We start from the raw sequence: 20,082 nt of genomic DNA on the forward strand, positions 1-20,082 counted from the left end.
TTGGAGGGAAAGTTAGGGTAGCCAAAGTGGGGTGCCCCGGAGTTGACCACGAGGAGCGCGACCATGTTGGACACCGGCACCCCGTTCTCGACGCTCATTCGCACCGCGACCGAGCAGCAGCACAACGAGGCGGAGCACTCGACCTTCATGCGCGACATGCTCACCGGGCAGCTCGGCGTCGACGCCTTCAATCGGTACACCGGCCAGCTCTGGTTCGTCTACGAGGCGCTCGAAAAGCATTCCGCCGCACTGGCTTCCGATCCGGTCGCGGGCCCCTTCGTCAAGCCCGAACTGGCGCGGCTGGCCTCGCTGGAGGCCGACCTGGCCTACCTCGGCGGTGCGAACTGGCGCGACGAGCTGACCCCGCTGCCCTCCACCGCCGCCTACGCCGCGCGCATCGAGGAGTGTGCGAGCGAATGGCCCGCCGGTTACGTCGTGCACCACTACACCCGCTACCTGGGCGATCTCTCGGGCGGCCAGGTCATTCGCGGCACTGCCGAGAAGCTGTGGGACCTGCCCAAGAAGGGTGACGGGGTGCGGTTCTACGTCTTCGAGGACATCTCCAATCCGGCCGCGTTCAAGCGCGAGTACCGCGAGAGCCTGGACCGGCTTCCCATCGACGGTTCCGAGGTCGATCGCGTGCTCGACGAGGCGCGACTGGCGTTCACGATGAACACCGATCTGTTCCGTGAACTGGGTCTGGAATTCAGCGCGCGGAACTGAAAACCCTCAGCCCAGACGGCCGTCGGTCCCGTTCATCAGGCGGGTCGGCGGCCTTCGCCGTGCCGATGCGTGCCGTCGGCCCTGTTCGTCGGGGGCAGGGTCGGCGGCATCACCCCTTGCATGAGTCTGATCCGTGCGTTGCCATGGACGTATGAGTTTTCCGCTGCTGATGAGTTTCATCGGGTTGTGTGTGCTGCTGGCGCTCACGCCCGGCCCGGATACCTTTCTGGTACTGCGGTTTTCGATGGGCGGATCGCGACCCGGGATCGCGGCGGCCATCGGGTCGGCGTTCGGCGGGATCGTGTGGGCGACCGTGGTCGCGGCGGGGGTGGCGGCGCTGCTGGAGCAGTCGGCGACCGCGTATCGCACGCTGAAGGTGATCGGCGGAATCTACCTGTTGTACTTGGGGATTCGGGCGCTGATCGACCATCGGCGGGCGCGGTTGGCCGATGCCGAGGCGGAAGTCGAGCTGGCGCAGGGCAAGCCCGCCACAGTTCGCTCGGCGTTCGCTGCGGGATTGCTGTCGTGCATCTTCAATCCGAAGGTCGGATTGTTCTATCTCGCCGTGCTGCCGCAGTTCCTGAACCACGTGACTTTCGCGAACACGCTCACGCTCGGTGCGATCGAATCCACCATCGCCGCAATCGAAATGATCCTGCTGGCGGTGGCGGCCGCGCGGGCGGTGGCGCTGTTGAAGCGGCCGAAGATCCGCTCCGGGCTGGAACAGGCGAGCGCGGGGATTCTGGCGGCGCTGGGCATCGGCACCGCGGGTTCGGCGGTCGCCTAGCAGTCAGTCGGCGATCTCGGCGCGGTGGTACGCGCCGTTGTAATAGACCAGCGGGCCGACCGCGGGGGAGTTCTCGGTGTTGTCGTGCACCTGGGTGACCAGGCCGATGACGAGGGTGTGATCGCCGATCGGGATCAACTGGTGGACCGTGGCGCGCACCCAGATGGGGGTGCCGTGCAGGACGGGCTCGCCGGTGCCGAGCTCGGTCCAGAGCGACCGGTCGGTGAAGCGCTCCTCGGCGGACCGGCTGAAGCGCTGCGCCAGATGCTTCTGATGCTCGCCCAGGAAGTGCACGACCATGGATTCGGCCCGCAGCATCCCCTCCAGGCTGGAGGAGGTCTCGGCGATATTGAACGAGATGAGCGGCGGCTGCGCCGAGAGCGAGGCGAACGAGGTGGCGGTGAAGCCGACCGGACCGCTCTCGGAGTTCAGCGTGACGATGGTGACGCCCGCCGGATAGTGCCGCATGGCGGCGCGATACTGCTGCGCGGTTATGCCGCTCAGGTCGTCGGGCACGTGTAGCTCGGTGCCGGGCGTCGGTGAATCACTCACGTGAGGAACCTACGTGGTCGAGCGCCCGGTTATTCCGCGCTGTTGGAAATCGCTCAGGCGACCCGGCTCAATCGACGTCGATGGCCAGCCCCGCCGTGATCCGCACCAGCTCTCCGAAGGTGGTGCGGAACAGCGTGTTCGGATGCCCGGCCGCCGCCCACAGCTCCCGATGCTGGGCCAGCGCGTTGTCGATGAAGGTGGGCAGATTGGTGGGATGCCCGAGCGGGGCGACGCCGCCGATGGGCTGCCCGGTCACCTCGCGGACCATAGCCGCGGGTGCGCGGGACAGGGTGCCCTCGAGTCGCTGCCCGGTGCGGCCCAGGTCAACCTGGTGCGCACCGGACACGAGTAACAGCACCGGATCGTCGTCGAGCAGGAAGACCAGCGATTTGGTGATGGCCCCGACGGTCACGCCGAGGGCCTCGGCCGCTTCCTGCGCCGTATGGGTGGGAGTGGGCTGAGTGATGATCACACCGTGATGGCCGCGCGCTATCAAAGTATCGGAGACCTTCGACGCGACCGGTGGCAGCGACCTGCGCATGGCAACCAGGGTAGAGCGATTGCGGTGAATGTGCGGGGGATCAGTAGTCGGGGTAGCCCTCCTCGGGGCCGAGCAACTCGACCAGGCGGGCGCGCACGATCGGGGCCAACTCGGGGACACCGTGCCGCGAAACGGCCTGGTGCGCACAGGAATCGAAGACCCGTTCCAGATCCACCGCGGAGAGCGCGTGCAGCTCCGCGACGGCGGCCGTGAGCAGTGCTTCGTGGCCGGGATACGGGCGGCCGTCGGCGATCTTCTGGGCCCAGGTGACATTGCAGCAACAGGCGTACAGGGCGTGGATGGCGCGGCGGCGGGAGAGGGAATTGAAGCGGTCGAGGCCGATTCCGTGATGCATCAACATCGTGACCTCACAAACGAGAGGAACAGAATGTGCTGAGGCTCTGATCGTCCGTCCGAAACGGTCCGGAAGGGACTGGGACACAGCAGATTTAGCACAGGATTAACACCGGCCTGCCGGGCCGCCCGCACCCCCGATACGCTGGACCGATGACCGAATGGAAGGCTTTCGAGGTCGAAAGCAAGGACCACATCGCCCAGGTGACGCTCACCGGTCCCGGCAAGGGCAATGCCATGGGCCCCGACTTCTGGCGTGAGCTGCCGCTCGTCTTCGGCGAACTCGACGCCGACCCGGAAGTGCGGGCCATCGTGCTCACCGGTTCCGGCAAGCACTTCTCCTACGGCCTGGACCTGCCGGCCATGAGCCCGCTGTTCGGTCCGCTGCTGGCCGACAAGGCGCTGGCCGGGCCGCGCACCGACTTCCTCAAGCACGTGCGCAGCATGCAGGACTCGGTCACCGCGGTCGCCGACTGCGTCAAGCCGGTCATCGCGGCCATCTCCGGCTGGTGCATCGGCGGCGGGCTGGACCTGATCGCCGCCGCGGATGTCCGGCTGGCCAGCGCGGACGCGAAATTCAGCCTGCGCGAGGCCAAGGTGGCGATCGTCGCCGACATCGGTTCGCTGCACCGGCTGCCCGGGATCATCGGCGAGGGCCATGTGCGCGAGCTCGCCTACACCGGCAAGGACATCGACGCGGCACGGGCCGAGAAGATCGGACTCGTCAACGACGTGTTCGAGGATCAGGCGGCCGTGCTCGACGCCGCGCACGCCATGGCTCGTGAGATCGCGGCCAACCCGCCGCTGGTCGTGCAGGGCATCAAGGATGTGCTGGACCAGCCCAAGCGCGGGAAGATCGCGGACGGGCTGCGGTACGTGTCGGCCTGGAACTCCGCGTTCCTGCCGTCCGAGGACCTCACCGAGGCGATCACGGCGGTCTTCGAGAAGCGCGCCCCGGAGTTCAAGGGCAAGTAGCCCCTTCGGTTTCGGCCGAAAAAGGATTACGCACCTCCGGTTCCCGGCCTATCGTTGGGCGGGGCTGGAGGTTTTCCATGGCTACATCCGAAGTGCGGGAGTCGACCGGCGAGGGCGGCTTCACCCATCGAGAAATATTGGTGATTCTCAGCGGGCTGTTGCTGGGCATCCTGCTCGCGGCGCTGGATCAGACCATCGTGTCCACGGCCATCCGCACCATCGCCGATGACCTGAACGGGTATTCGCTGCAGGCCTGGGCCACCACGGCGTATCTGATCACGGCCACGCTGGCGACGCCGCTGTACGGGAAGCTGTCGGATATGTACGGGCGCAAGCCCTTCTACCTGGCCGCCATCTCGATCTTCCTGACCGGATCGCTGCTGTGCACGTTCTCGCAGTCCATGTACGAACTCGCCGCCTTCCGGGCGATCCAGGGACTCGGTGCGGGCGGGCTGATGTCGCTGGCGCTGACCATCGTCGGCGATATCGTGAGCCCGCGCGAAAGGTCCAGGTACCAGGGCTATTTCCTGGCCGTGTTCGGCACCTCCAGCGTGATCGGGCCGGTGCTGGGCGGGCTGTTCGCCGGGCAGCACAGCATTCTGGGCATCGCGGGCTGGCGGTGGGTGTTCCTGGTGAACGTGCCCATCGGGCTGTTCACGCTGGCCGTGGTGACGCGGGTGCTGCATCTGCCGGCGGTCGAGAAATCCCGTGACCGCGTGGACTATTGGGGCGCGATCATCCTGGCGCTCGGCATCACGCCGCTGCTGATCGTGGCCGAACAGGGCCGCCAATGGGGCTGGGGGAGTGCGCGATCGGTGGCCTGCTTCGTCATCGCCGCGGTCGGCGTGATCGGCTTCGTGGTCGTGGAGGCCGCGCTGGGCGACGCGGCGCTGATTCCGCTGCGGATATTCAAGAACCGGACCTTCGCGCTCGGCGTGGTCATCTCGTTCGTGGTGGGCGCGGGCATGTTCGGCGGAATTCTGCTGCTGCCCCAGTATTTACAGGCCGACCGGGGCGCGAGCCCGATGCTGGGCGGCCTGCAGATGATCCCCATGGTGCTCGGCATGATGATCGGCTCGGTGGTGTCGGGGCAATTGATCTCGCGCACCGGGCATTACCGGATCTATACGCTGCTCGGCTCGGCCATGATCACCATCGGGCTGTTCCTGCTGCACTATCTGAAGGCCGATACGGCGTTCTGGATCGTGGTGCTGTTCATGCTGTGCGTGGGTTTCGGGCTCGGCAATCTCATGCAGCCGCTCATCGTGGCCTTGCAGAATGCGTTGCCGCCCAGGGACATGGGGGTTTCGACGGCCTCCGCCACGTTCTTCCGGCAGATCGGCGGCACGCTGGGCGCGGCGGTATTCCTGTCGATCCTGTTCGATCGGCTGGGGCCCAATATCCGCTCGCAATTGCTCGAGGCCGGGAAGGATCCGGCGTTCCAGCAGGCCGTCCTGAAGGGCGCGCACGACGGGAACCCGGCGGATATGGCCTTGTCACAAGGCTTTTTGAACCACGACACCTCGGCTGTGCAGGGCGTGCTGAACGACAGTTCGGTGATTCAGAAACTCAATCCCGTACTCGCGCAACCGTTCAAGGTCGGATTCGCCGATTCGCTGTCGACGGTCTTCCTGACTACTTCCGCGGTCACGCTGGTGGCATTCGTGCTGGTGCTGTTCTGGCGCGAGGTGCCGCTGCGCACCACGGCCGGATTGACCACCGCCGAATAAAAGCGAAGGGGCGGTGCGGAATCCGCACCGCCCCTCGGGCATCGACAGCTCAGTGGCCGCCCTGCTCCTTCAGGCGCGCGTAGGCCTCGTCGACCAGCTTCTCGGCCTTCTCGCGGCCTTCCCAGCCCTCGACCTTGACCCACTTGCCGGGCTCCAGGTCCTTGTAGCGCTCGAAGAAGTGCGCGATCTCCTTGCGCTGGAACTCCGGGATGTCCTCGACGTCCTGGATGTGATCCCAGCGCTTGTCCTTGTTGGGGACCGCGACCAGCTTCTCGTCGGTGCCGGCCTCATCGCTCATGATGAGCACGCCGACCGGACGGGCCTCGACCAGCACACCCGGGAACACGGGCTCGGGCAGCAGCACCATGCAGTCCAGCGGGTCACCGTCGCCGCCGAGGGTGTTCTCGATGTAGCCGTAGTCGGCCGGGTACATCATCGGGGTGTAGAGGTAGCGGTCCAGCCGCACGCGTCCGGTCTCGTGATCGACCTCGTACTTGTTGCGCTGACCCCGGGGGATCTCGATGGTGACGTCGAACTCCACGTCATCTCCTTCTGTGGGCGGTAGGGCTGCCGACTCGCCAGCTCGTTCGGGGGAACGACTGCGCAACGAGGATAGTGTGGACCGCGAGTGTGTGGGTTCGGCAGGGACGTCCCGGGGCCCCGAGCGGTAGCCATAGCCCCACCACAGGTATCAGGGAGACAGCGGCAGGTGTTTGGTCGGAGCAAGCAGAACGTCGGTGGTCTGGAGGCCAAGCGTCGGCGCAGAACCTGGTTCCTGGTGTCGTTGGTGCTGGTCATGGTGCTGGCGGCGGTCGGCTCGACGGTACTGATCCTGAAGCCCTGGACCGAGGAATTCCGGCACGGGGGCTTGACGATCGCCGATCCGCCCGCGCTCGTGAAGCCGATCCCGCAGGTCGCACCCGCACCGGTGACCGCGCCCGCGGCCACCGCCACCGGTCTGACCGCCGCTCTCGCGCCCGTGATCGGGAACCCGGACCTGGGGATCTTCGCGGGTTCGGTGTCGGACGGGGACACCGGCAAGGTGCTGTGGACCCAGGACCCGGACAAGGGCATGATCCCGTCCTCCACCGCCAAGGTCCTCACCACCGCGGCCGCGCTGCTGGCCCTGCCCTACGACCACCGGGTGACCACCAAGATCGTGACCGGCGCCACTCCCGGCCAGATCGTGCTGGTCGGCGGCGGCGACCCGACCATCACCGCGCAGCCGGACGGCAAGGGCTACTACCCGGACGCGCCGAAGCTGCAGGACCTGGTCGCGCAGGTCAAGGCGTCGGGACAGCGGGTGGACTCGATCGTGGTGGACACCTCGGCCTACACCGGGCCCAATTTCGCGCCCGGCTGGGAGACCTCCGATATCGCGGGCGGGTCGATCGCGCCCATGGACGCGGTGATGATCGACGGCGGGCGGCTCGATCCGCTGGTCGAATACTCGCCGCGCACGCCCACTCCCGCGCTGGACGCGGGCAAGAAGCTGGCCGCCGAGCTCGGAGTCGACCAGGCGAAGGTGAGCATGGGTACGGCCCCGGCGGGCGCCACCCAGCTGGCCGCCGTGCAGTCCGCGCCGCTGCGTGAACGCATGCTGCAGGCCATGGTGCACTCCGACAATGTGCTGGCCGAGGCCATCGGCCGCGAGGTCGCGGTGGCCAGCGGGCAGGAAGCCTCCTTCACCGGTGCGGTGACCGCCATGTCGACGGTGTTGCAGGCCGCGGGATTCGATCTGAACGGGCTGAAAATGTCCGATAACAGCGGGCTTTCGACCGATGACCGCATCCCGCCGCGGCTGCTCAACCGGGTGCTGACGGTGGCCGCGCTGCCCGGCAACTCCGGTGTGCAAGGCAACACCACTGGTACGCAGGGCAATTCGACCGCCGATCCGGCCTCGGACAAGTCCGGCGGATCCCCGCTCGCGCCGCTGCTGGACTACCTGCCCGTCGCGGGCGGCACCGGCTCGCTGGCGAACCGTTATGTGGATCGCGATCGCGACGGTGCGGGTTGGATTCGGGCGAAAACAGGAACTCTGTCCGTATCGAGTGCGTTGGTGGGTTATGTGCTGGACCGCGACGGACGGGTACTGACGTTCGCCCTCATGTCCAACGATCGGCCGCCGGAGGTGAGCCGACCCGCGCTGGACGCCGTCGCCAACGCACTGCGCAATTGTGGCTGCTCCTGACGGGTGGATGAACATGACCGGACCCGAAAACTCCTCGGCCCCCGCCGAATCGGAAGATCGTGAATCGACCAGGAGGAGCCGCACCCCGTTGACCGGCGTCGTTGACTGGAACGTGGCCGCGCGCACCGGGGCCGCGCTGGTGCCGTCCGGACCGCGCACCTCGCGCTACTCCGCCGAGCAGGCGGTCGCCGAACTCGCCTCCGCCTCGGTGCGCGCCGAGGGGCCGGTGCGCGAGGTCAGCGGGCTGGACGACGGCTCGGTGGTGCCGGACGCGCTGATCGTGGACCGGCCCGGCTGGATCCGGGCCGCCGCGGACTCCATGTCGCAGCTCACCGGCAGCGGCGTCGATGCCGGGGCCTCCGGCAAATTCGTCGGCAAACCGGCCGGATTGCAGGCCGGGGCCATGCTGGCCTTCCTGTCCACGGCCATCCTCGGCCAGTACGACCCGTTCACCGGGCCCGACGGCACCCTGCTGCTGGTCGCGCCCAACATCATGGCGGTGGAGCGGGCACTCGGCGTGCCGCCCACCGACTTCCGGCTCTGGGTGTGCCTGCACGAGGTCACCCACCGGGTCCAATTCTCTTCCGCCCCTTGGATCGCCGAATACATGCGCGGCAATGTGGACATCCTCGGCGAGGCCGGGGACGAACCCCTCGCCGACATGCTGGCCCGCCTGGCCGAAGCGGTGCAGGCCCGCCGCCGCGGCGAGGAGGACCCGGCGGCCGGCGGCATGATCGGGCTGCTGCGCGCCACCCAGGCCGCACCCCAGCGCGAAGCCCTGGACCGGCTCCTCATGCTCGGCACTCTCCTCGAGGGCCACGCCGACCATGTCATGGACGCCGTCGGGCCCGCCGTGGTGCCCTCGGTCGCCCGCATTCGCGCCGCCTTCGACCAGCGCCGCAAGCGGCCCACCAACCCGATTCAGCGCCTGCTGCGCGCCCTGCTCGGCATGGACGCCAAGGTCGCCCAGTACGTGCGCGGCAAGGCCTTCGTCGACGAGGTCGTCGACACCGTCGGCATGCAGCGGTTCAACACCATCTGGACCGAACCCGAAACCCTGCCCCGCACAGACGAAATCGGCGAGCCGCAACGCTGGGTGAACCGCGTCCTGGGCTGACGGCTGTCGGGTCGAAGGAGGCGTCCGCGCTGCTCGCGGGCGATACCGATGCTGCTCGCGGGCGACACCGATTGCGCCTGCGCGGGATCGGATGCGCCACCCCCGCCCGGCCCGGCGGCTGGCAGGTGCCCACATGCGACGATCGGGGCGTGAACGATCGGCCCCGCCTGCCCGAGACACGTGCCGCGCTGACCATGCGACGCGCCGTGCGGGAGTGGCTGGGGCGCTACGCCCATCAGGGCGTGGTCGCGGTGGCTCTTTCGGGCGGTGCTGATTCGCTGGCCCTCACCGCCGCCGCGTGCGTCGAAGCAGACGCGGTCGACGCCTTGATCGTGGACCACGGATTGCAAGCGGGGTCGGCGGAGGTCGCGGCCCGCGCGGCGGAGGTGGCGCTGAAACTGGGCTGCCGATCGGCCCAGGTGCTGCCGGTGACGGTGGAACGGTCGGGGCCGAGCGCCGATCTTGCCGGGGACAATCCGACGTTCGGCACGGACATGGGGCAGGGCGGGGACCCGGACATCGGCGGATATCCGGGCGGCCCGGAAGCGGCGGCGCGGCGGGCTCGGTATGCGGCCCTGGACGCGGCGCGGCAGGGGCTGCCGGTGCTGCTCGGGCACACTCTCGATGATCAGGCCGAGACCGTGCTGCTCGGGCTGGCGCGCGGGTCGGGGGCGCGGTCGATTCAGGGCATGGCGGAGTTCGATGACCCATGGGGGCGGCCCTTGCTCGGGGTGCGGCGGAGCGTGACCCGGGAGCTCTGTGGAGACCTGGGGATGGATCCGTGGGAGGACCCGCACAACAGTGCGCCGGAGTTCACCCGGGTGCGGCTGCGGGCGGAGGTGCTGCCGCTGCTGGAGGACGTGCTCGGGGGTGGGGTGGCGGCGGCGCTGGCGCGGACGGCGGCGCAGCTGCGGGAGGACGGGGAGGTGCTGGACGGGCTCGCCGGAGGGTTGCTGGCGGACGCGCGGGAGGGCGACGCGCTGCGAATCGAGATGCTCGCCACTGTCGCGCCCGCGCTGCGGCGACGCGTCATTCGCGGGTGGTTGCTCGAGCATGGCGCAAAATCATTGACGGACAGCAATTTACGGGCGGTCGAGGCACTGGTCACACAATGGCGTGGACAGGGCGGTGTCGCGGTCGGCGGTTCATCCGGTGGGACCAGGTTGGTTGCCGCGCGTGAACATGGCAGGCTCATACTCAGGTCGGAGTGAACCCGCGCGTGAGGATGCGCAGCCGGGTCGACACATCAGTGAAGGGATACCAGCGGACGTGTACGGGGACGACATCGCGTCGGTGCTGATCAGCGAGGACGAGATCGCCGCCAAGGTCGAGGAACTCGCGGAACTGGTCGCCAAGCGCTACCCGGCCGGGGCTCCCGAGGGCGACCTGCTGCTGGTGGGCGTGCTCAAGGGCGCGATCTTCTTCATGACCGATCTGGCCAAGAAGCTCACCGTGCCGACGCAGATGGAGTTCATGGCCGTCTCGTCCTACGGATCCTCCACCTCGTCCTCTGGTGTCGTGCGCATCATGAAGGATCTGGACAAGGACATCGCGGGCCGCAATGTGTTGATCGTCGAGGACATCATCGACTCCGGTCTGACGCTGTCGTGGCTGCTGCGCAACCTGTCCAGCCGCAATCCGGCCTCGCTCGAGGTGGTGACGCTGCTGCGCAAGCCCGATGCGCTGCGCACCCAGGTCGACGTGATGGCCGTCGGCTTCGACATCCCGAACGAGTTCGTGGTCGGCTACGGCCTCGACTACGCCGAGCGCTACCGGGATCTGCCCTACATCGGCACCCTCGATCCGAAGGTGTACGGGGGCTAGACCCTCTCGCGAATCTTTCAAGATCGAAAGCCGTCCCATGATTTGGGGCGGCTTTCGGCCTTGATGTGAGGAATGTCACTCGGGCGATTTGTTTGGGAGATACGCCCGGCGCGGGCGTTGTTGCTGAGGGTCAGCGATCGCGTGACGGGCGGATCGCCGGGTGGGAGTGTGGTTCGCGTAACTGCTGGTCAAGTGTTCGCTTGGGCGCGTCGGGCCGAGCCTTGCCGAATGGCCAGGAATTCGCGACTCCAGTTAACAGAATGTTTCGTGGGCGTCCTATGCTGTCCATAACAAACCTGACGGCTGTTTTCTGATCCTGCTGCAAACTTTGGGGTCGGATTCGGCTGGAAAATCAAGACCGATTCTGATAGCAAGGGGCTATGGACCCGCATTTGCGCGACCTGCGGTATTTCGTCGCCGTCGCTGAGGAACTGCATTTCACGAACGCCGCCCAGCGGCTGCACATCGCACAACCCACCCTGTCACGACAGATCCGGCAGCTGGAGCGCCAGCTCGATGTCGTGCTGTTCGACCGCAACCAGCGCAGCGTGGCCCTGACCGTCGCCGGCAAGGAACTCCTCGAAGGCGCGCGGAAGATCCTGGAACTGTGGGAAGTCACCAATGTCGCCCTGCAGGAGGCCGGTGAGGTGCTGCGCGTCGGCATCCAGTCCTCCATCGGCCGCGGCCTGATCACCGACCTGGAGAGCGCCAGCGGCCACCGGCTCGCCCTGCACTCCGCGTCCTGGACCGACCCGTCCAGCGGCCTGGCCGGGCGTCAGGCGGACCTGGCGCTCATGTGGCTGCCGGTGCCTGACACCAGCCGCTACCGCTGGCAGGTGCTGCGCACCGAGCCGCGCTGGGTGCTGCTGCCGGAGAACCACGCGCTGGCGGGTCAGGAGAGCATCGAGTTCGCCGACCTGATCGACGAGCCGTTCATCGCCATGCCCGCCGAAGCCGGTGCGGCACGCGACTTCTGGCTGGGTGCGGACGCCCGCGGCGGACGTCAGGCGCGGATCGGCGCCGAGGCGGCCACCGCCGAGGAGCGGCTCGAGGCCGTCAGCCTCGGCCTGGGTGTGTGCCTGCTGGCCGAGAACAATGTCCCCATGTACCGCTGGCCGGGTCTGACCGCCCGCCCGGTGACCGGACTCGCCCCATGCGAGCTCGCGGTGGCCTGGCGCGCCGATGACGATCGGCCGACCATCCTGGAGTTCGCGGCCCGTGTGCTCGAGGGCGGCTTCGCGGAGAAGGAACCGGTCGCGGCCGCGCCGTCGGCTGTGTAAGCAAGAGCTGCAAGTCATTCAGAACGCCCGAGAGGGTGGCGGCAGAGGGTCGGAGGTTGCCGCCACCGCTCGGGCTTTCGCGTATCTAGGGCGCCAACCGCTGCCACGGATGCGCGGCCTCGATCTGGGCGGCCAGGCGCAGGATGGTCGATTCGCTGCCTGGCGGGCCCGCGATCTGCGCGGCCACCGGGGTGCCGGTTCGCGGGTGCACGCCCATCGGAATCGAGAGCGCCGGCCAGCCGACCAGATTCCACAGCGGCGTGAACGGCGAGAATTTCACGTTCGCAACGACATTCGCCAGCCACGGCCGCGAGTGCCAGCGCCGGGCGCGCAGGGCGGGGGTGGCCAGCGTCGGGGTGATGACCACGTCGTAGCGCTCGAAGTAGTCCTGCAGCCGTGATTCCACCCGATCCACCTGCGAGGGCCGCAGCAGCCCGGACTTCAGCACCGCCTTGCCCAGCGCGACGTGCGTGCGGGTGCGGCGCTGCAGGCGATCCGGATGCGGGACCGTGGCGGCCTCGCGCGCGGCATTGGCCAGCCAGCGCAGCGCCAGCGCGAAAGTCGCGCCCTGATATGGGAGTTCGGCCACGCCGATGATGTGGCCGGCCCGGGAGGCGGCCGCGGCGGCCTTGTCGGCGGCGGCGGTCCAGGCCAGGTCGATGTGGGTCAGCGGGGTGGGCGCACCGGTCGCCAGGCCGATGCGCAGAGTTTGCGGGGTCTCCAGATCGGCCAGATCGGGACGGTCCGCGAGCACCGAGAGCATGAGCGCGGCGTCCGCGACAGTCGTTGCGAGGACACCGTTTTCGGTCATGCCGCCCCAGGAGTCCACACCCACCTCGGCGGGCACCAGGCCGCGCCCGGGCTTGAGGCCGACCACACCGCAGCAGGCGGCGGGGATCCGGACCGAGCCGAGACCGTCATTGCCGTGCGCGAGCGCGACCATGCCGGAGCCGACCGCCGCGCCGGAACCGCCCGACGAGCCACCGGCCGAGTAGCGGGTGTTCCACGGGCTGCGGGTGATGCTGCCCGGACCGTCGGTGGCGCCCCAGAGCCCGAATTCGGGGACGGTGGTGAGGCCGACGACGACCGCGCCGGCCGCGCGTAGTCGCCGCACCACGGGATGGTCGGCATCGGCGGGCTGGTCCGAACCGGACAGCGAGCCGCCGCGGGTGACCTCACCGGCCACATCGATATTGTTCTTCACCGCGATCGGCACCCCGGCCAGCGGCAGCATGTCCAGGTCCTGGCGTTCGGCCACCGCGCGCGCCTCGGCGCGGGCGGCTTCCTCACGAACCAGGCTGAAGGCGTTCAGTTTCCGGTCCCGGCCGCGAATGCGCTCCAGCGCGGCGTCGACGGCCTGTTCGGGGGAGATCGAACCGTTCTGGACCGCGGCGGCGATGCCGGTTGCCGTGGTCAGGTCCGCGGGTGGACGGGCCTCGGGTGAACTGTCGGAATCGGTCGTGGTGCCCGCCACCGCTGCCTCCTCGGTGGTCTCGGCTCGGACGCGATCGGCCGTCAGCGCCGTGCCCTCGTCGTACATGCTCGTCTTCCCCCGTCGCCTCGTGTCGAAATCGGGTGATCCGCTCGTGAGCCGCAAGTTATCATTCCCGCTACTGGTCGGGGATGATGGTGTCGGGTGTGGCGGGTTCTTTGTCCGAATCTCAGAATCCACGACATCCCAGGATCGACAGTGCGGATCGACGACATCCGTGCCGAGCCAGGTGGGTGCGGACATGACTTCTGGTTCCGATCACCGTTCCGGGGGTTACACGGCCGGAACGGAATTCAGCGCGGTCGCGGCCTTCGCGGCGGCCTGGGACACCGCTGCCGCGCCGCCGCGCATCGCCGACTTCCTGCCCGATGCCAGCGCCCTGCGCCGCGGGGCGCTGGTCGAGCTCATCCGCGTGGATATGCGGCACCGCTGGCTGCACCGGCCCGGACTCCCGCCCGGCGCCAGGCCGCCGGCGCCCAAGCGGCTGCGCGAATACTGTTCCGAATTCCCCGAACTCGCGACGCGGGATCTGCCCGCCGGGCTGGTGTACGAGGAGTTCGTGATCCGGCGGCACAGCGGCGAGCGGGTGGATCCGCGCGAATGCCTGCGCGAGTATCCGCACCAGGCGGATCAGCTGCGGGAACTGCTCAATGCCGACGACGAGGATCAGAGCACCCGGCGCGCGCGGCTCGAGGAGTCCACCCGCGGCGATTTCACCATCGTCCCGGAGCCGAAACCCGGCGAGGAGACCTTCCACGTCCCGAACCCGTTCGACGGCGACTCCACGCGGGTGCCGGAGCCGGGCGAGGCGACGCTGTTCGACGAACCCTCGCGGCTGGCCGGGGGCGCGCCCGATCGCACCCGCGTCACCGACGGCATCAGCGCGCCCGACACCGGTGAACTGCTCGATCGCATCGAGATCGGCCAGCGCATCGATGATTTCGATCTGCTCACCAGCCTCGGCTCGGGGGCCTTCGCGCGGGTCTTCCTGGCCCGGCAGCGGTCGCTGCAGCGGCTGGTGGCGGTGAAGATCTCCGCCGACCACGGCACCGAACCGCAGACCCTGGCCCAGCTCGACCACGACTACATCGTGCGGGTCTTCGACCAGCGGCTGATGTCGGACATCCGCACCGAATCCGGGCGGCGGCTGCGGCTGCTGTACATGCAGTTCCTGCCCGGCGGCACCCTGCTGGGCGTGCTGCGCTGGGTGCGGGCCACGCCGCCCGCCGAGCGCAGCGGGCAGCTGCTGCTGGACGCGGTGGACGCGGCCATGGAGGAGAAGGGCGAGATCCGGCCCACCGATTCCAGTGTGCGCGCCGAGATCGCGGGGCTGAGCTGGCCGGAAACCGTTGCGTGGCTGGGTCGTCGGCTGGCCGAGGCGCTGGACTACGCGGACGGGCACGGGGTGCTGCACCGGGATGTGAAGCCCGCGAACGTGCTGCTCACCGCCGAGGCGGTACCGAAACTGGCTGATTTCAATATCAGTTTCAGCCGGAATGTCGACGGCTCCAGCCCGGTCTCGTACTTCGGTGGTTCGCTGTCTTACATGTCCCCGGAACAGCTCGAGGCCTGCCATCCGGGGACCGCCACCACCGCCGCCGAACTCGACACCCGCGCCGACATCTTCTCCCTCGGCGTGGTGCTGTGGGAGCTGCTCACCGGCGCGAAACCCTTCGACGACTCCACCGCCGGTCCCGGCGACCACGGCGACCGCACCACCCTCGAGGCCATGCTGGCCCGGCGGCGCGGCGGCGTCGACACCGCCGCCCTCGACCGCGTGCCCGCCAACTGCCCCGCCGCGCTGCGCCGGGTCCTGCTCACCTGCCTGGCGCCCGCCCGCGATCAGCGCTGGGGCAGCGGCGCGGAATTGGCCACCCAGCTCGACCTGTGCCTGGACGAGCGCGCCCGCGACCTGGTCGACCCGCCGCCGCACAGCTGGCGAATGCGCCTGCGGCCGTGGATGATTCCGCTGGTCACGCTGGCCGTGGCGATACCCAACGCGCTGGCCTCGCTGTACAACATCGCGCACAACCAGGCGTTCATCATCAGCCACCTGCCCGCATCGGCCATGCGCACCTTCACCTGGACCACGGCGACGGTGAACCTGGTGTTCTTCCCGCTCGGCACGCTCGTCATCGCCTACCTGTGCCGGTATGTGATCCTGGTGCCGCGCGGATTGAGCAAGGGCCGTGACTACGACCCGGACACGCTGAGAAAGGCCCGGGCCGACGTACTGCTTGCGGGCGAACGCATTTCGTCGGTGGTGTTCTCGCTGTGGGTGATCGCGGGCGTCACCTTCCCGCTGATCCTGCGGCTCACCGCCAGCGACCTGCCCGCGCGCGGAGTCGTGCACTTCCTGGTGTCGCTGGTGGTGTGCGGTGCCATCGCGGTGGCGTATCCGTTCTTCCTGGTTACCTTCTATCTGGTGCGATGCATTTATCCGATGTTCCTGCGGCACGGGGACATCAGCGCCGAGGACTCGGCCTGGCTGCACCGGCTGGGCCACCGCTGCACCACGTATCTGGCGGTGGCGGCGTCGATTCCGCTGCTGGCGGTGGCGGGCGTGACCTTCCTGCCGCCGGACGACATACCGCAGGTGATCGTCGCGGTCCGGGTGCTGAGCGTGGGCGGGATCGCCGCGTTCGTGCTCGTCTACATCATGTTCCGGGCGCTCGAGGCCGACCTGGCGGCGCTCGAGCGGGTGGTGTCCTCGGCCCGGCCGGCCGGGAACGCGGCGGGTACCGAACCGTGAGCGAACTGCCGGCGCAAGCCATCGCCCGCTTCGCCGCCGATTGGGAATCCACCCTGCGGGGCGAGCGCGGCGAACCACCACGCCTGGCCGGCTACCTGCCCGACGGGGACGCCGTGCGGGTCGCCGTGCTCACCGATCTGGTGCGGGTGGACATGCGGCAGCGGTGGCGGCGGGCCGGACTGGAGAAGCGGATCACCGAATACCGCGCGGAATTCCCGGAGGTGACGGACAGCCCGGCCTTCGCCGATCTGGTGTGCGAGGAATTCCTGGCGCGCAGCCGCTTCCGGCCGCTGGACGTGGACCGATTCACCGCCGAATACCCGGAGGTCGCGGGGGAGATCCGGCGGCGATTCAACGGCGACTCGTCGCCGTCCGCACCGGCCGTGCTGCCCGACGGCATCGAAATCGGCCGTCGCCTCGATGATTTCGACCTGCTCACCGATCTCGGCGGGGACGAGGGCCGGCGCATGTTCCTGGCCCGCCAGCGGTCCATGCAGCGGCTGGTGGCGGTGCGCGTGGAGGCGGGGGCGGACAGCGATACCGACACCGTCGCCCAGCTCGACCATCAGCACATCGTGCGGGTCTTCGATCAGCGGCTGATCGCGGACGGCAGCACCGGGAAACCGTTGCGGCTGTTGTACATGCAGTACCTGCCCGGCGGAACGGCCGAGGGGGTGCTGGCGCGGTTGCGCGCCGAATCGGGTGCGGCCGACGGGCGACTGCTGCTGCGGGCCGTCGACGCCGCCATGGAGGCCAAGGGCGAGAGCCGGTCCTCGGGTTCCCGGGTGCGGGCGGAGATCGCCGGGCTGAGCTGGCCGGAAACCGTTGCATGGGTGGGCCGTCGGCTGGCGGAGGCGCTCGACTACGGGGTGCGGCAGGGCGTGCTGCATCACGACATCCGGCCCGCCAATGTGCTCTTCACGGCGGAGGGGGTGCCGAAACTCGCGGATTTCGCGCTGGGGCCGGTGTATTGGAGCGCCGGATTCCATCGGTCCGGCTTCGCCGACGCCAATGATGTTGGAGCTCAGCGATACCGGTCGCCGGAGGCGCTGGCCGCCCTGCTCGATCCGACCGCGCCCGCGCCGGACAATCGCAGCGATATCTATTCGCTGGGCTTGGTGCTGTGGGAGATGCTCACCGGCGCATCGCCATTCGAATCGGAGGGCGGCGACGATACCACCGCCGCCATGCTGGCCCGGCGCATCGCGGGTGTGCCGGAAGCCGCGCTCGCGACGCTGCCCGCCGACACGCCGGCCGCGCTGCGCCGGGTCCTGCTGGAATGCCTGCGGCCCGAACCGTCGCGCCGCTGGCGGACCGCGGGGGAGCTGGCCGGGCAGCTGGACCTGTGCCTCGACGCGCGGGCGCGGGATCTGGTGGATCCGCCGCGGGGCAGTCTGTGGGCCCGGCTGCGCGGCTGGCCGGTGCCGATCGCGGTGCTGTGTGTGGGCCTGCCGAACGCGCTCGCCAGCTGGTACAACGTGCGAATAAACAAGAGCCTGCTCGTGGATGAGCTGTCCGCGGTGGACCAGCATCGGTTCGCGCAGGTGACCCTGGTGAGCAATGCCGTCGCCTTCCCGCTGGCCGCGGTGCTGCTGTTGTGGCTGGCGCGCCGCCCGCTCGCGGTGTCGTATCGGCTGGCGCGCGGACAGGAGTACACGCCGGAACAGTTGGCCCGGGCGCGGTCCGACACACTGCTGACGGGCGAGCGGGCGGTGTGGATTCCGTTCACCATGTGGATGATTGCCGGAATAGCGGCGAATCTGACCCTCGCGCGCATGGGAGCGAGCCTGCCGCACAATGCCTACTGGCATTTCCTCACCGCGCAGCTCGTGTGCGCGCTCATCGCGCTGGCCTATCCGTTCTTCCTGATCGTGGTGTACGCGGTGCGGTCGCTGTATCCGCAACTGCTGGCGCGTGGTTCGGTCGGGCCCGCCGACCGGCGGCAGCTGCTGGCGCTGGCCCGGCGCAGCAATGTGTATCTGGCCGCCGCCGCGTCGGTGCCGCTGCTCGGTGTCGCGACGCTCACGCTGGTGTCTCCGGCGGATCTGTCGCTGGTGATCGTTCCGCTGCGCTGGCTGAGCGTCGGCGGGGTGCTGGCCTTCGTCCTCACCTACCGGTTGTCGCGGCTGCTGGAGGCCGATCTGCAGGCCCTGGTGCGCGCCATTCCCGAAGGCGGGCGCTGAGGACCCGTAGGGTTGGGGGGTGGCGATACGCGGCAGTGTCGAAACCTCCTTGGCGGAGTTGGCGGCTCGCGTCCGCCGCCGCGCGGAAGGGCATCCCGGTCGGTTTCTGCTCGGTATCGCGGGGCCGCCCGGCGCGGGCAAATCCACCCTGGCGCGCGGCATCCGCGATGAACTGAATCTGGCCGCGGGCACCGCCATCGCCGAAATCGCGCCCATGGACGGCTTCCACCTCACCAATGCGCAATTGCGCGCCGCCGGGATCCTCGACCGCAAGGGCGAACCCGATACCTTCGACGCCGCGGGCTATGTGAACCTGCTGCGCACGGTCCGGGACACCGCGCCCGGCACGCCCGTGCCCTGGCCCACCTACGATCGCGAAATCCACGAACCCGTCCCGGGCGGAGTCGTTTTCGATCGGCAGACCATCGTGGTGACCGAGGGCAACTACCTGCTCCTCGACGACCGCGCCCACCCGGACTGGTCCGCCGTGCGGCCGCTGCTGGACGAGACCTGGTACCTGGACGTGCCCCGGCCGATCATCGAGCAGCGGCTGCTACGCCGACATATTCGAGGCGGACGCACCCCGGAGGCGGCGAAAAACAAAGTCGCCCATAGTGATCTGCGCAATGCCGCGCTGGTCGAAGCCACCCGCGCCCGCGCCGATATGGTGCTGCGCAAGGCGGGACGCGGTTACAGAATCGACTGAAAATCGAAGTGTCGCATCCATTCCCGAGTGCCGACGAACCGGCAGGAAAGGGAGGCGACCTCGGCCGCCCGGCGCAGTGCGAGCGGGAAATCCGTGTCGCGGTCGTAGAAATGGCAGAACGCGCCGTGCAGGATGTCGCCCGCGCCGAGGGTGTCGATCGCCGCGACGGCCGGGACGGAAACCTGGCCGCGCGCACCCGGCATCGAGTATTCGATGGCCCGCCCGCCGTGCGATATCGCGACCAGCGTCGGCCCGGCGGCGTGCAGGTGATCGAAGACATCGTCAGCCGAATCGGCGTGTGCACCAGGCGGAACGAACCCACTCGAGCAGATGGCGATATCGACCAGCGGCAGCAGTTCGGCATGTACCGGCCGCCACCGCCCCGCGTCCAGGACCACGGGCACCCCCGCCTCCCGCGCCGCCGCGGCTAACCGCACCGCGGGCTCCGGATAGTGCCCGTCGACCAGCAGAATCGAAGCGGCACCGAGCAATTCGGCCCCATCCGCGAGCGCCGGGTGAATCCTGGACCCGTCCAGCGACACGATGGTCCGGGTGGCCGCCGCGGTGGCCACGATGATCGACGAGACCGGCGGCTGCTGATCCCCGTCCGGCGTCAGGTCGTGGTCGGCGACCCCGTGCTGCCGCAGATCGCCCCGGATCAGCTCCGCCAGCGCGTGTTTGCCGAGCGCGGTGACCAGCCGCGGCGTGCGCCCGGACAGGAACGCGTAGGTGACCGCCGCATTGGCGGCCGGTCCGCCCGCGCCCAGGAACAGGTCGGCGGCCTGGGTCTTGGAGTCCTCGGCGGGATACCGGTCGACGGCATAGGCGAGATCCAGCGTCGACAAACCGGCGAAAACCGCACTCCTGCTACCCAT

The 20,082-nt window shown here is 68.9% G+C and carries 18 protein-coding genes; 12 read left to right on the forward strand and 6 right to left on the reverse strand.

Annotation, left to right across the window (positions count from 1 at the left end):
* Positions 1-63: 63 nt before the first annotated feature.
* Positions 64-723: a biliverdin-producing heme oxygenase gene (locus tag ON43_RS01990; protein WP_040802823.1), complete on the forward strand. Its 660-nt coding sequence runs from the start codon at positions 64-66 to the stop codon at positions 721-723.
* A gap of 151 nt (positions 724-874) precedes the next feature.
* A complete protein-coding gene (locus ON43_RS01995; RefSeq protein WP_040802825.1) occupies positions 875-1,510 on the forward strand; it encodes a LysE family translocator in 636 nt (211 codons plus the stop codon).
* A gap of 3 nt (positions 1,511-1,513) precedes the next feature.
* Here ON43_RS01995 and ON43_RS02000 read toward each other — a convergent pair whose 3' ends face one another.
* The 3 genes from ON43_RS02000 to ON43_RS02010 all read right to left on the reverse strand — a co-directional run bounded on the left by ON43_RS02000 (position 1,514) and on the right by ON43_RS02010 (position 2,964).
* Positions 1,514-2,062, reverse strand: coding sequence for a flavin reductase family protein (locus ON43_RS02000; protein WP_040802827.1), 549 nt, complete (start codon positions 2,060-2,062; stop codon positions 1,514-1,516).
* Positions 2,063-2,129: 67 nt separating this feature from the next.
* Positions 2,130-2,603 carry a YbaK/EbsC family protein gene (locus ON43_RS02005; protein ID WP_040802829.1) on the reverse strand — a complete coding sequence of 158 codons (474 nt, stop codon included), beginning with the start codon at positions 2,601-2,603 and terminating at the stop codon, positions 2,130-2,132.
* Positions 2,604-2,643: 40 nt separating this feature from the next.
* A complete protein-coding gene (locus ON43_RS02010) occupies positions 2,644-2,964 on the reverse strand; it encodes a 2-oxo-4-hydroxy-4-carboxy-5-ureidoimidazoline decarboxylase (RefSeq protein ID WP_040802832.1) in 321 nt (106 codons plus the stop codon).
* 146 nt (positions 2,965-3,110) lie between these two features.
* Here ON43_RS02010 and ON43_RS02015 point away from each other — a divergent pair, with 146 nt between their 5' ends.
* Positions 3,111-3,932, forward strand: coding sequence for a crotonase/enoyl-CoA hydratase family protein (locus ON43_RS02015; RefSeq protein WP_040802834.1), 822 nt, complete (start codon positions 3,111-3,113; stop codon positions 3,930-3,932).
* 77 nt (positions 3,933-4,009) lie between these two features.
* Positions 4,010-5,662 (forward strand): MDR family MFS transporter, encoded by a 1,653-nt coding sequence (locus ON43_RS02020; RefSeq protein ID WP_051177788.1) that lies wholly within the window; start codon positions 4,010-4,012, stop codon positions 5,660-5,662.
* Positions 5,663-5,711: 49 nt separating this feature from the next.
* On the opposite strand, the gene ppa is transcribed toward ON43_RS02020, so the two are convergent.
* On the reverse strand, positions 5,712-6,203 hold the full coding sequence (gene ppa, locus ON43_RS02025; RefSeq protein WP_040802838.1) for an inorganic diphosphatase: 492 nt from the start codon (positions 6,201-6,203) through the stop codon (positions 5,712-5,714).
* A gap of 168 nt (positions 6,204-6,371) precedes the next feature.
* Here ppa and ON43_RS02030 point away from each other — a divergent pair, with 168 nt between their 5' ends.
* The 5 genes from ON43_RS02030 to ON43_RS02050 all read left to right on the forward strand — a co-directional run bounded on the left by ON43_RS02030 (position 6,372) and on the right by ON43_RS02050 (position 12,074).
* Positions 6,372-7,853, forward strand: a complete 1,482-nt coding sequence (locus ON43_RS02030; RefSeq protein WP_040802841.1) for a D-alanyl-D-alanine carboxypeptidase/D-alanyl-D-alanine-endopeptidase — start codon at positions 6,372-6,374, stop codon at positions 7,851-7,853.
* Between the two features lie 13 nt (positions 7,854-7,866).
* Complete coding sequence (locus ON43_RS02035; RefSeq protein ID WP_083913104.1) at positions 7,867-8,970, forward strand: Rv3626c family coenzyme F420 biosynthesis-associated protein; 1,104 nt, start codon at positions 7,867-7,869, stop codon at positions 8,968-8,970.
* 194 nt (positions 8,971-9,164) lie between these two features.
* Positions 9,165-10,181 carry a tRNA lysidine(34) synthetase gene (locus ON43_RS02040; RefSeq protein WP_051177799.1) on the forward strand — a complete coding sequence of 339 codons (1,017 nt, stop codon included), beginning with the start codon at positions 9,165-9,167 and terminating at the stop codon, positions 10,179-10,181.
* Positions 10,182-10,239: 58 nt separating this feature from the next.
* A complete protein-coding gene (gene hpt / locus ON43_RS02045; RefSeq protein ID WP_040802845.1) occupies positions 10,240-10,794 on the forward strand; it encodes a hypoxanthine phosphoribosyltransferase in 555 nt (184 codons plus the stop codon).
* A gap of 380 nt (positions 10,795-11,174) precedes the next feature.
* Positions 11,175-12,074 (forward strand): LysR family transcriptional regulator, encoded by a 900-nt coding sequence (locus ON43_RS02050; RefSeq protein WP_040802847.1) that lies wholly within the window; start codon positions 11,175-11,177, stop codon positions 12,072-12,074.
* An 85-nt stretch (positions 12,075-12,159) separates the two neighbouring features.
* Here ON43_RS02050 and ON43_RS02055 read toward each other — a convergent pair whose 3' ends face one another.
* Positions 12,160-13,614 (reverse strand): amidase, encoded by a 1,455-nt coding sequence (locus ON43_RS02055; RefSeq protein ID WP_083913098.1) that lies wholly within the window; start codon positions 13,612-13,614, stop codon positions 12,160-12,162.
* 193 nt (positions 13,615-13,807) lie between these two features.
* Between ON43_RS02055 and ON43_RS02060 the strand changes: the two genes are divergently transcribed.
* Genes ON43_RS02060 through ON43_RS02070 form a run of 3 tightly spaced genes read left to right on the forward strand, consistent with a single transcriptional unit; the run spans position 13,808 to position 19,207 of the window.
* On the forward strand, positions 13,808-16,318 hold the full coding sequence (locus tag ON43_RS02060) for a serine/threonine-protein kinase (protein WP_051177790.1): 2,511 nt from the start codon (positions 13,808-13,810) through the stop codon (positions 16,316-16,318).
* Positions 16,315-18,501, forward strand: a complete 2,187-nt coding sequence (locus ON43_RS02065) for a protein kinase domain-containing protein (RefSeq protein ID WP_040802850.1) — start codon at positions 16,315-16,317, stop codon at positions 18,499-18,501. Before ON43_RS02060 ends, ON43_RS02065 begins: the two co-directional genes overlap by 4 nt.
* A gap of 19 nt (positions 18,502-18,520) precedes the next feature.
* The gene (locus ON43_RS02070) at positions 18,521-19,207 is read left to right on the forward strand and encodes a nucleoside/nucleotide kinase family protein (protein ID WP_306304951.1); all 687 of its coding nucleotides are present in this window, start codon (positions 18,521-18,523) and stop codon (positions 19,205-19,207) included.
* Here ON43_RS02070 and ON43_RS02075 read toward each other — a convergent pair.
* Positions 19,192-20,082 carry a PfkB family carbohydrate kinase gene (locus ON43_RS02075; protein WP_040802852.1) on the reverse strand — a complete coding sequence of 297 codons (891 nt, stop codon included), beginning with the start codon at positions 20,080-20,082 and terminating at the stop codon, positions 19,192-19,194. The genes ON43_RS02070 and ON43_RS02075 overlap by 16 nt on opposite strands.

The sequence above is a fragment of the Nocardia concava NBRC 100430 genome (genome assembly GCF_000308815.1).
Classification (GTDB): domain Bacteria; phylum Actinomycetota; class Actinomycetes; order Mycobacteriales; family Mycobacteriaceae; genus Nocardia; species Nocardia concava.

Excerpts from the sequence above, each read along its gene's own strand:
- ON43_RS01995 (WP_040802825.1), top strand. The coding sequence starts at position 875 with ATGAGTTTTCCGCTGCTGATGAGTTTCATCGGGTTGTGTGTGCTGCTG.
- ON43_RS02075 (WP_040802852.1), bottom strand. The coding sequence starts at position 20,082 with ATGGGTAGCAGGAGTGCGGTTTTCGCCGGTTTGTCGACGCTGGATCTC.
- ON43_RS02040 (WP_051177799.1), top strand. The coding sequence starts at position 9,165 with ATGCGACGCGCCGTGCGGGAGTGGCTGGGGCGCTACGCCCATCAGGGC.
- ON43_RS02015 (WP_040802834.1), top strand. The coding sequence starts at position 3,111 with ATGACCGAATGGAAGGCTTTCGAGGTCGAAAGCAAGGACCACATCGCC.
- ON43_RS02010 (WP_040802832.1), bottom strand. The coding sequence starts at position 2,964 with ATGTTGATGCATCACGGAATCGGCCTCGACCGCTTCAATTCCCTCTCC.
- ON43_RS02005 (WP_040802829.1), bottom strand. The coding sequence starts at position 2,603 with ATGCGCAGGTCGCTGCCACCGGTCGCGTCGAAGGTCTCCGATACTTTG.
- ON43_RS02050 (WP_040802847.1), top strand. The coding sequence starts at position 11,175 with ATGGACCCGCATTTGCGCGACCTGCGGTATTTCGTCGCCGTCGCTGAG.
- ON43_RS02020 (WP_051177788.1), top strand. The coding sequence starts at position 4,010 with ATGGCTACATCCGAAGTGCGGGAGTCGACCGGCGAGGGCGGCTTCACC.
- ON43_RS01990 (WP_040802823.1), top strand. The coding sequence starts at position 64 with ATGTTGGACACCGGCACCCCGTTCTCGACGCTCATTCGCACCGCGACC.
- ON43_RS02035 (WP_083913104.1), top strand. The coding sequence starts at position 7,867 with ATGACCGGACCCGAAAACTCCTCGGCCCCCGCCGAATCGGAAGATCGT.
- ON43_RS02055 (WP_083913098.1), bottom strand. The coding sequence starts at position 13,614 with ATGTACGACGAGGGCACGGCGCTGACGGCCGATCGCGTCCGAGCCGAG.
- ON43_RS02060 (WP_051177790.1), top strand. The coding sequence starts at position 13,808 with ATGACTTCTGGTTCCGATCACCGTTCCGGGGGTTACACGGCCGGAACG.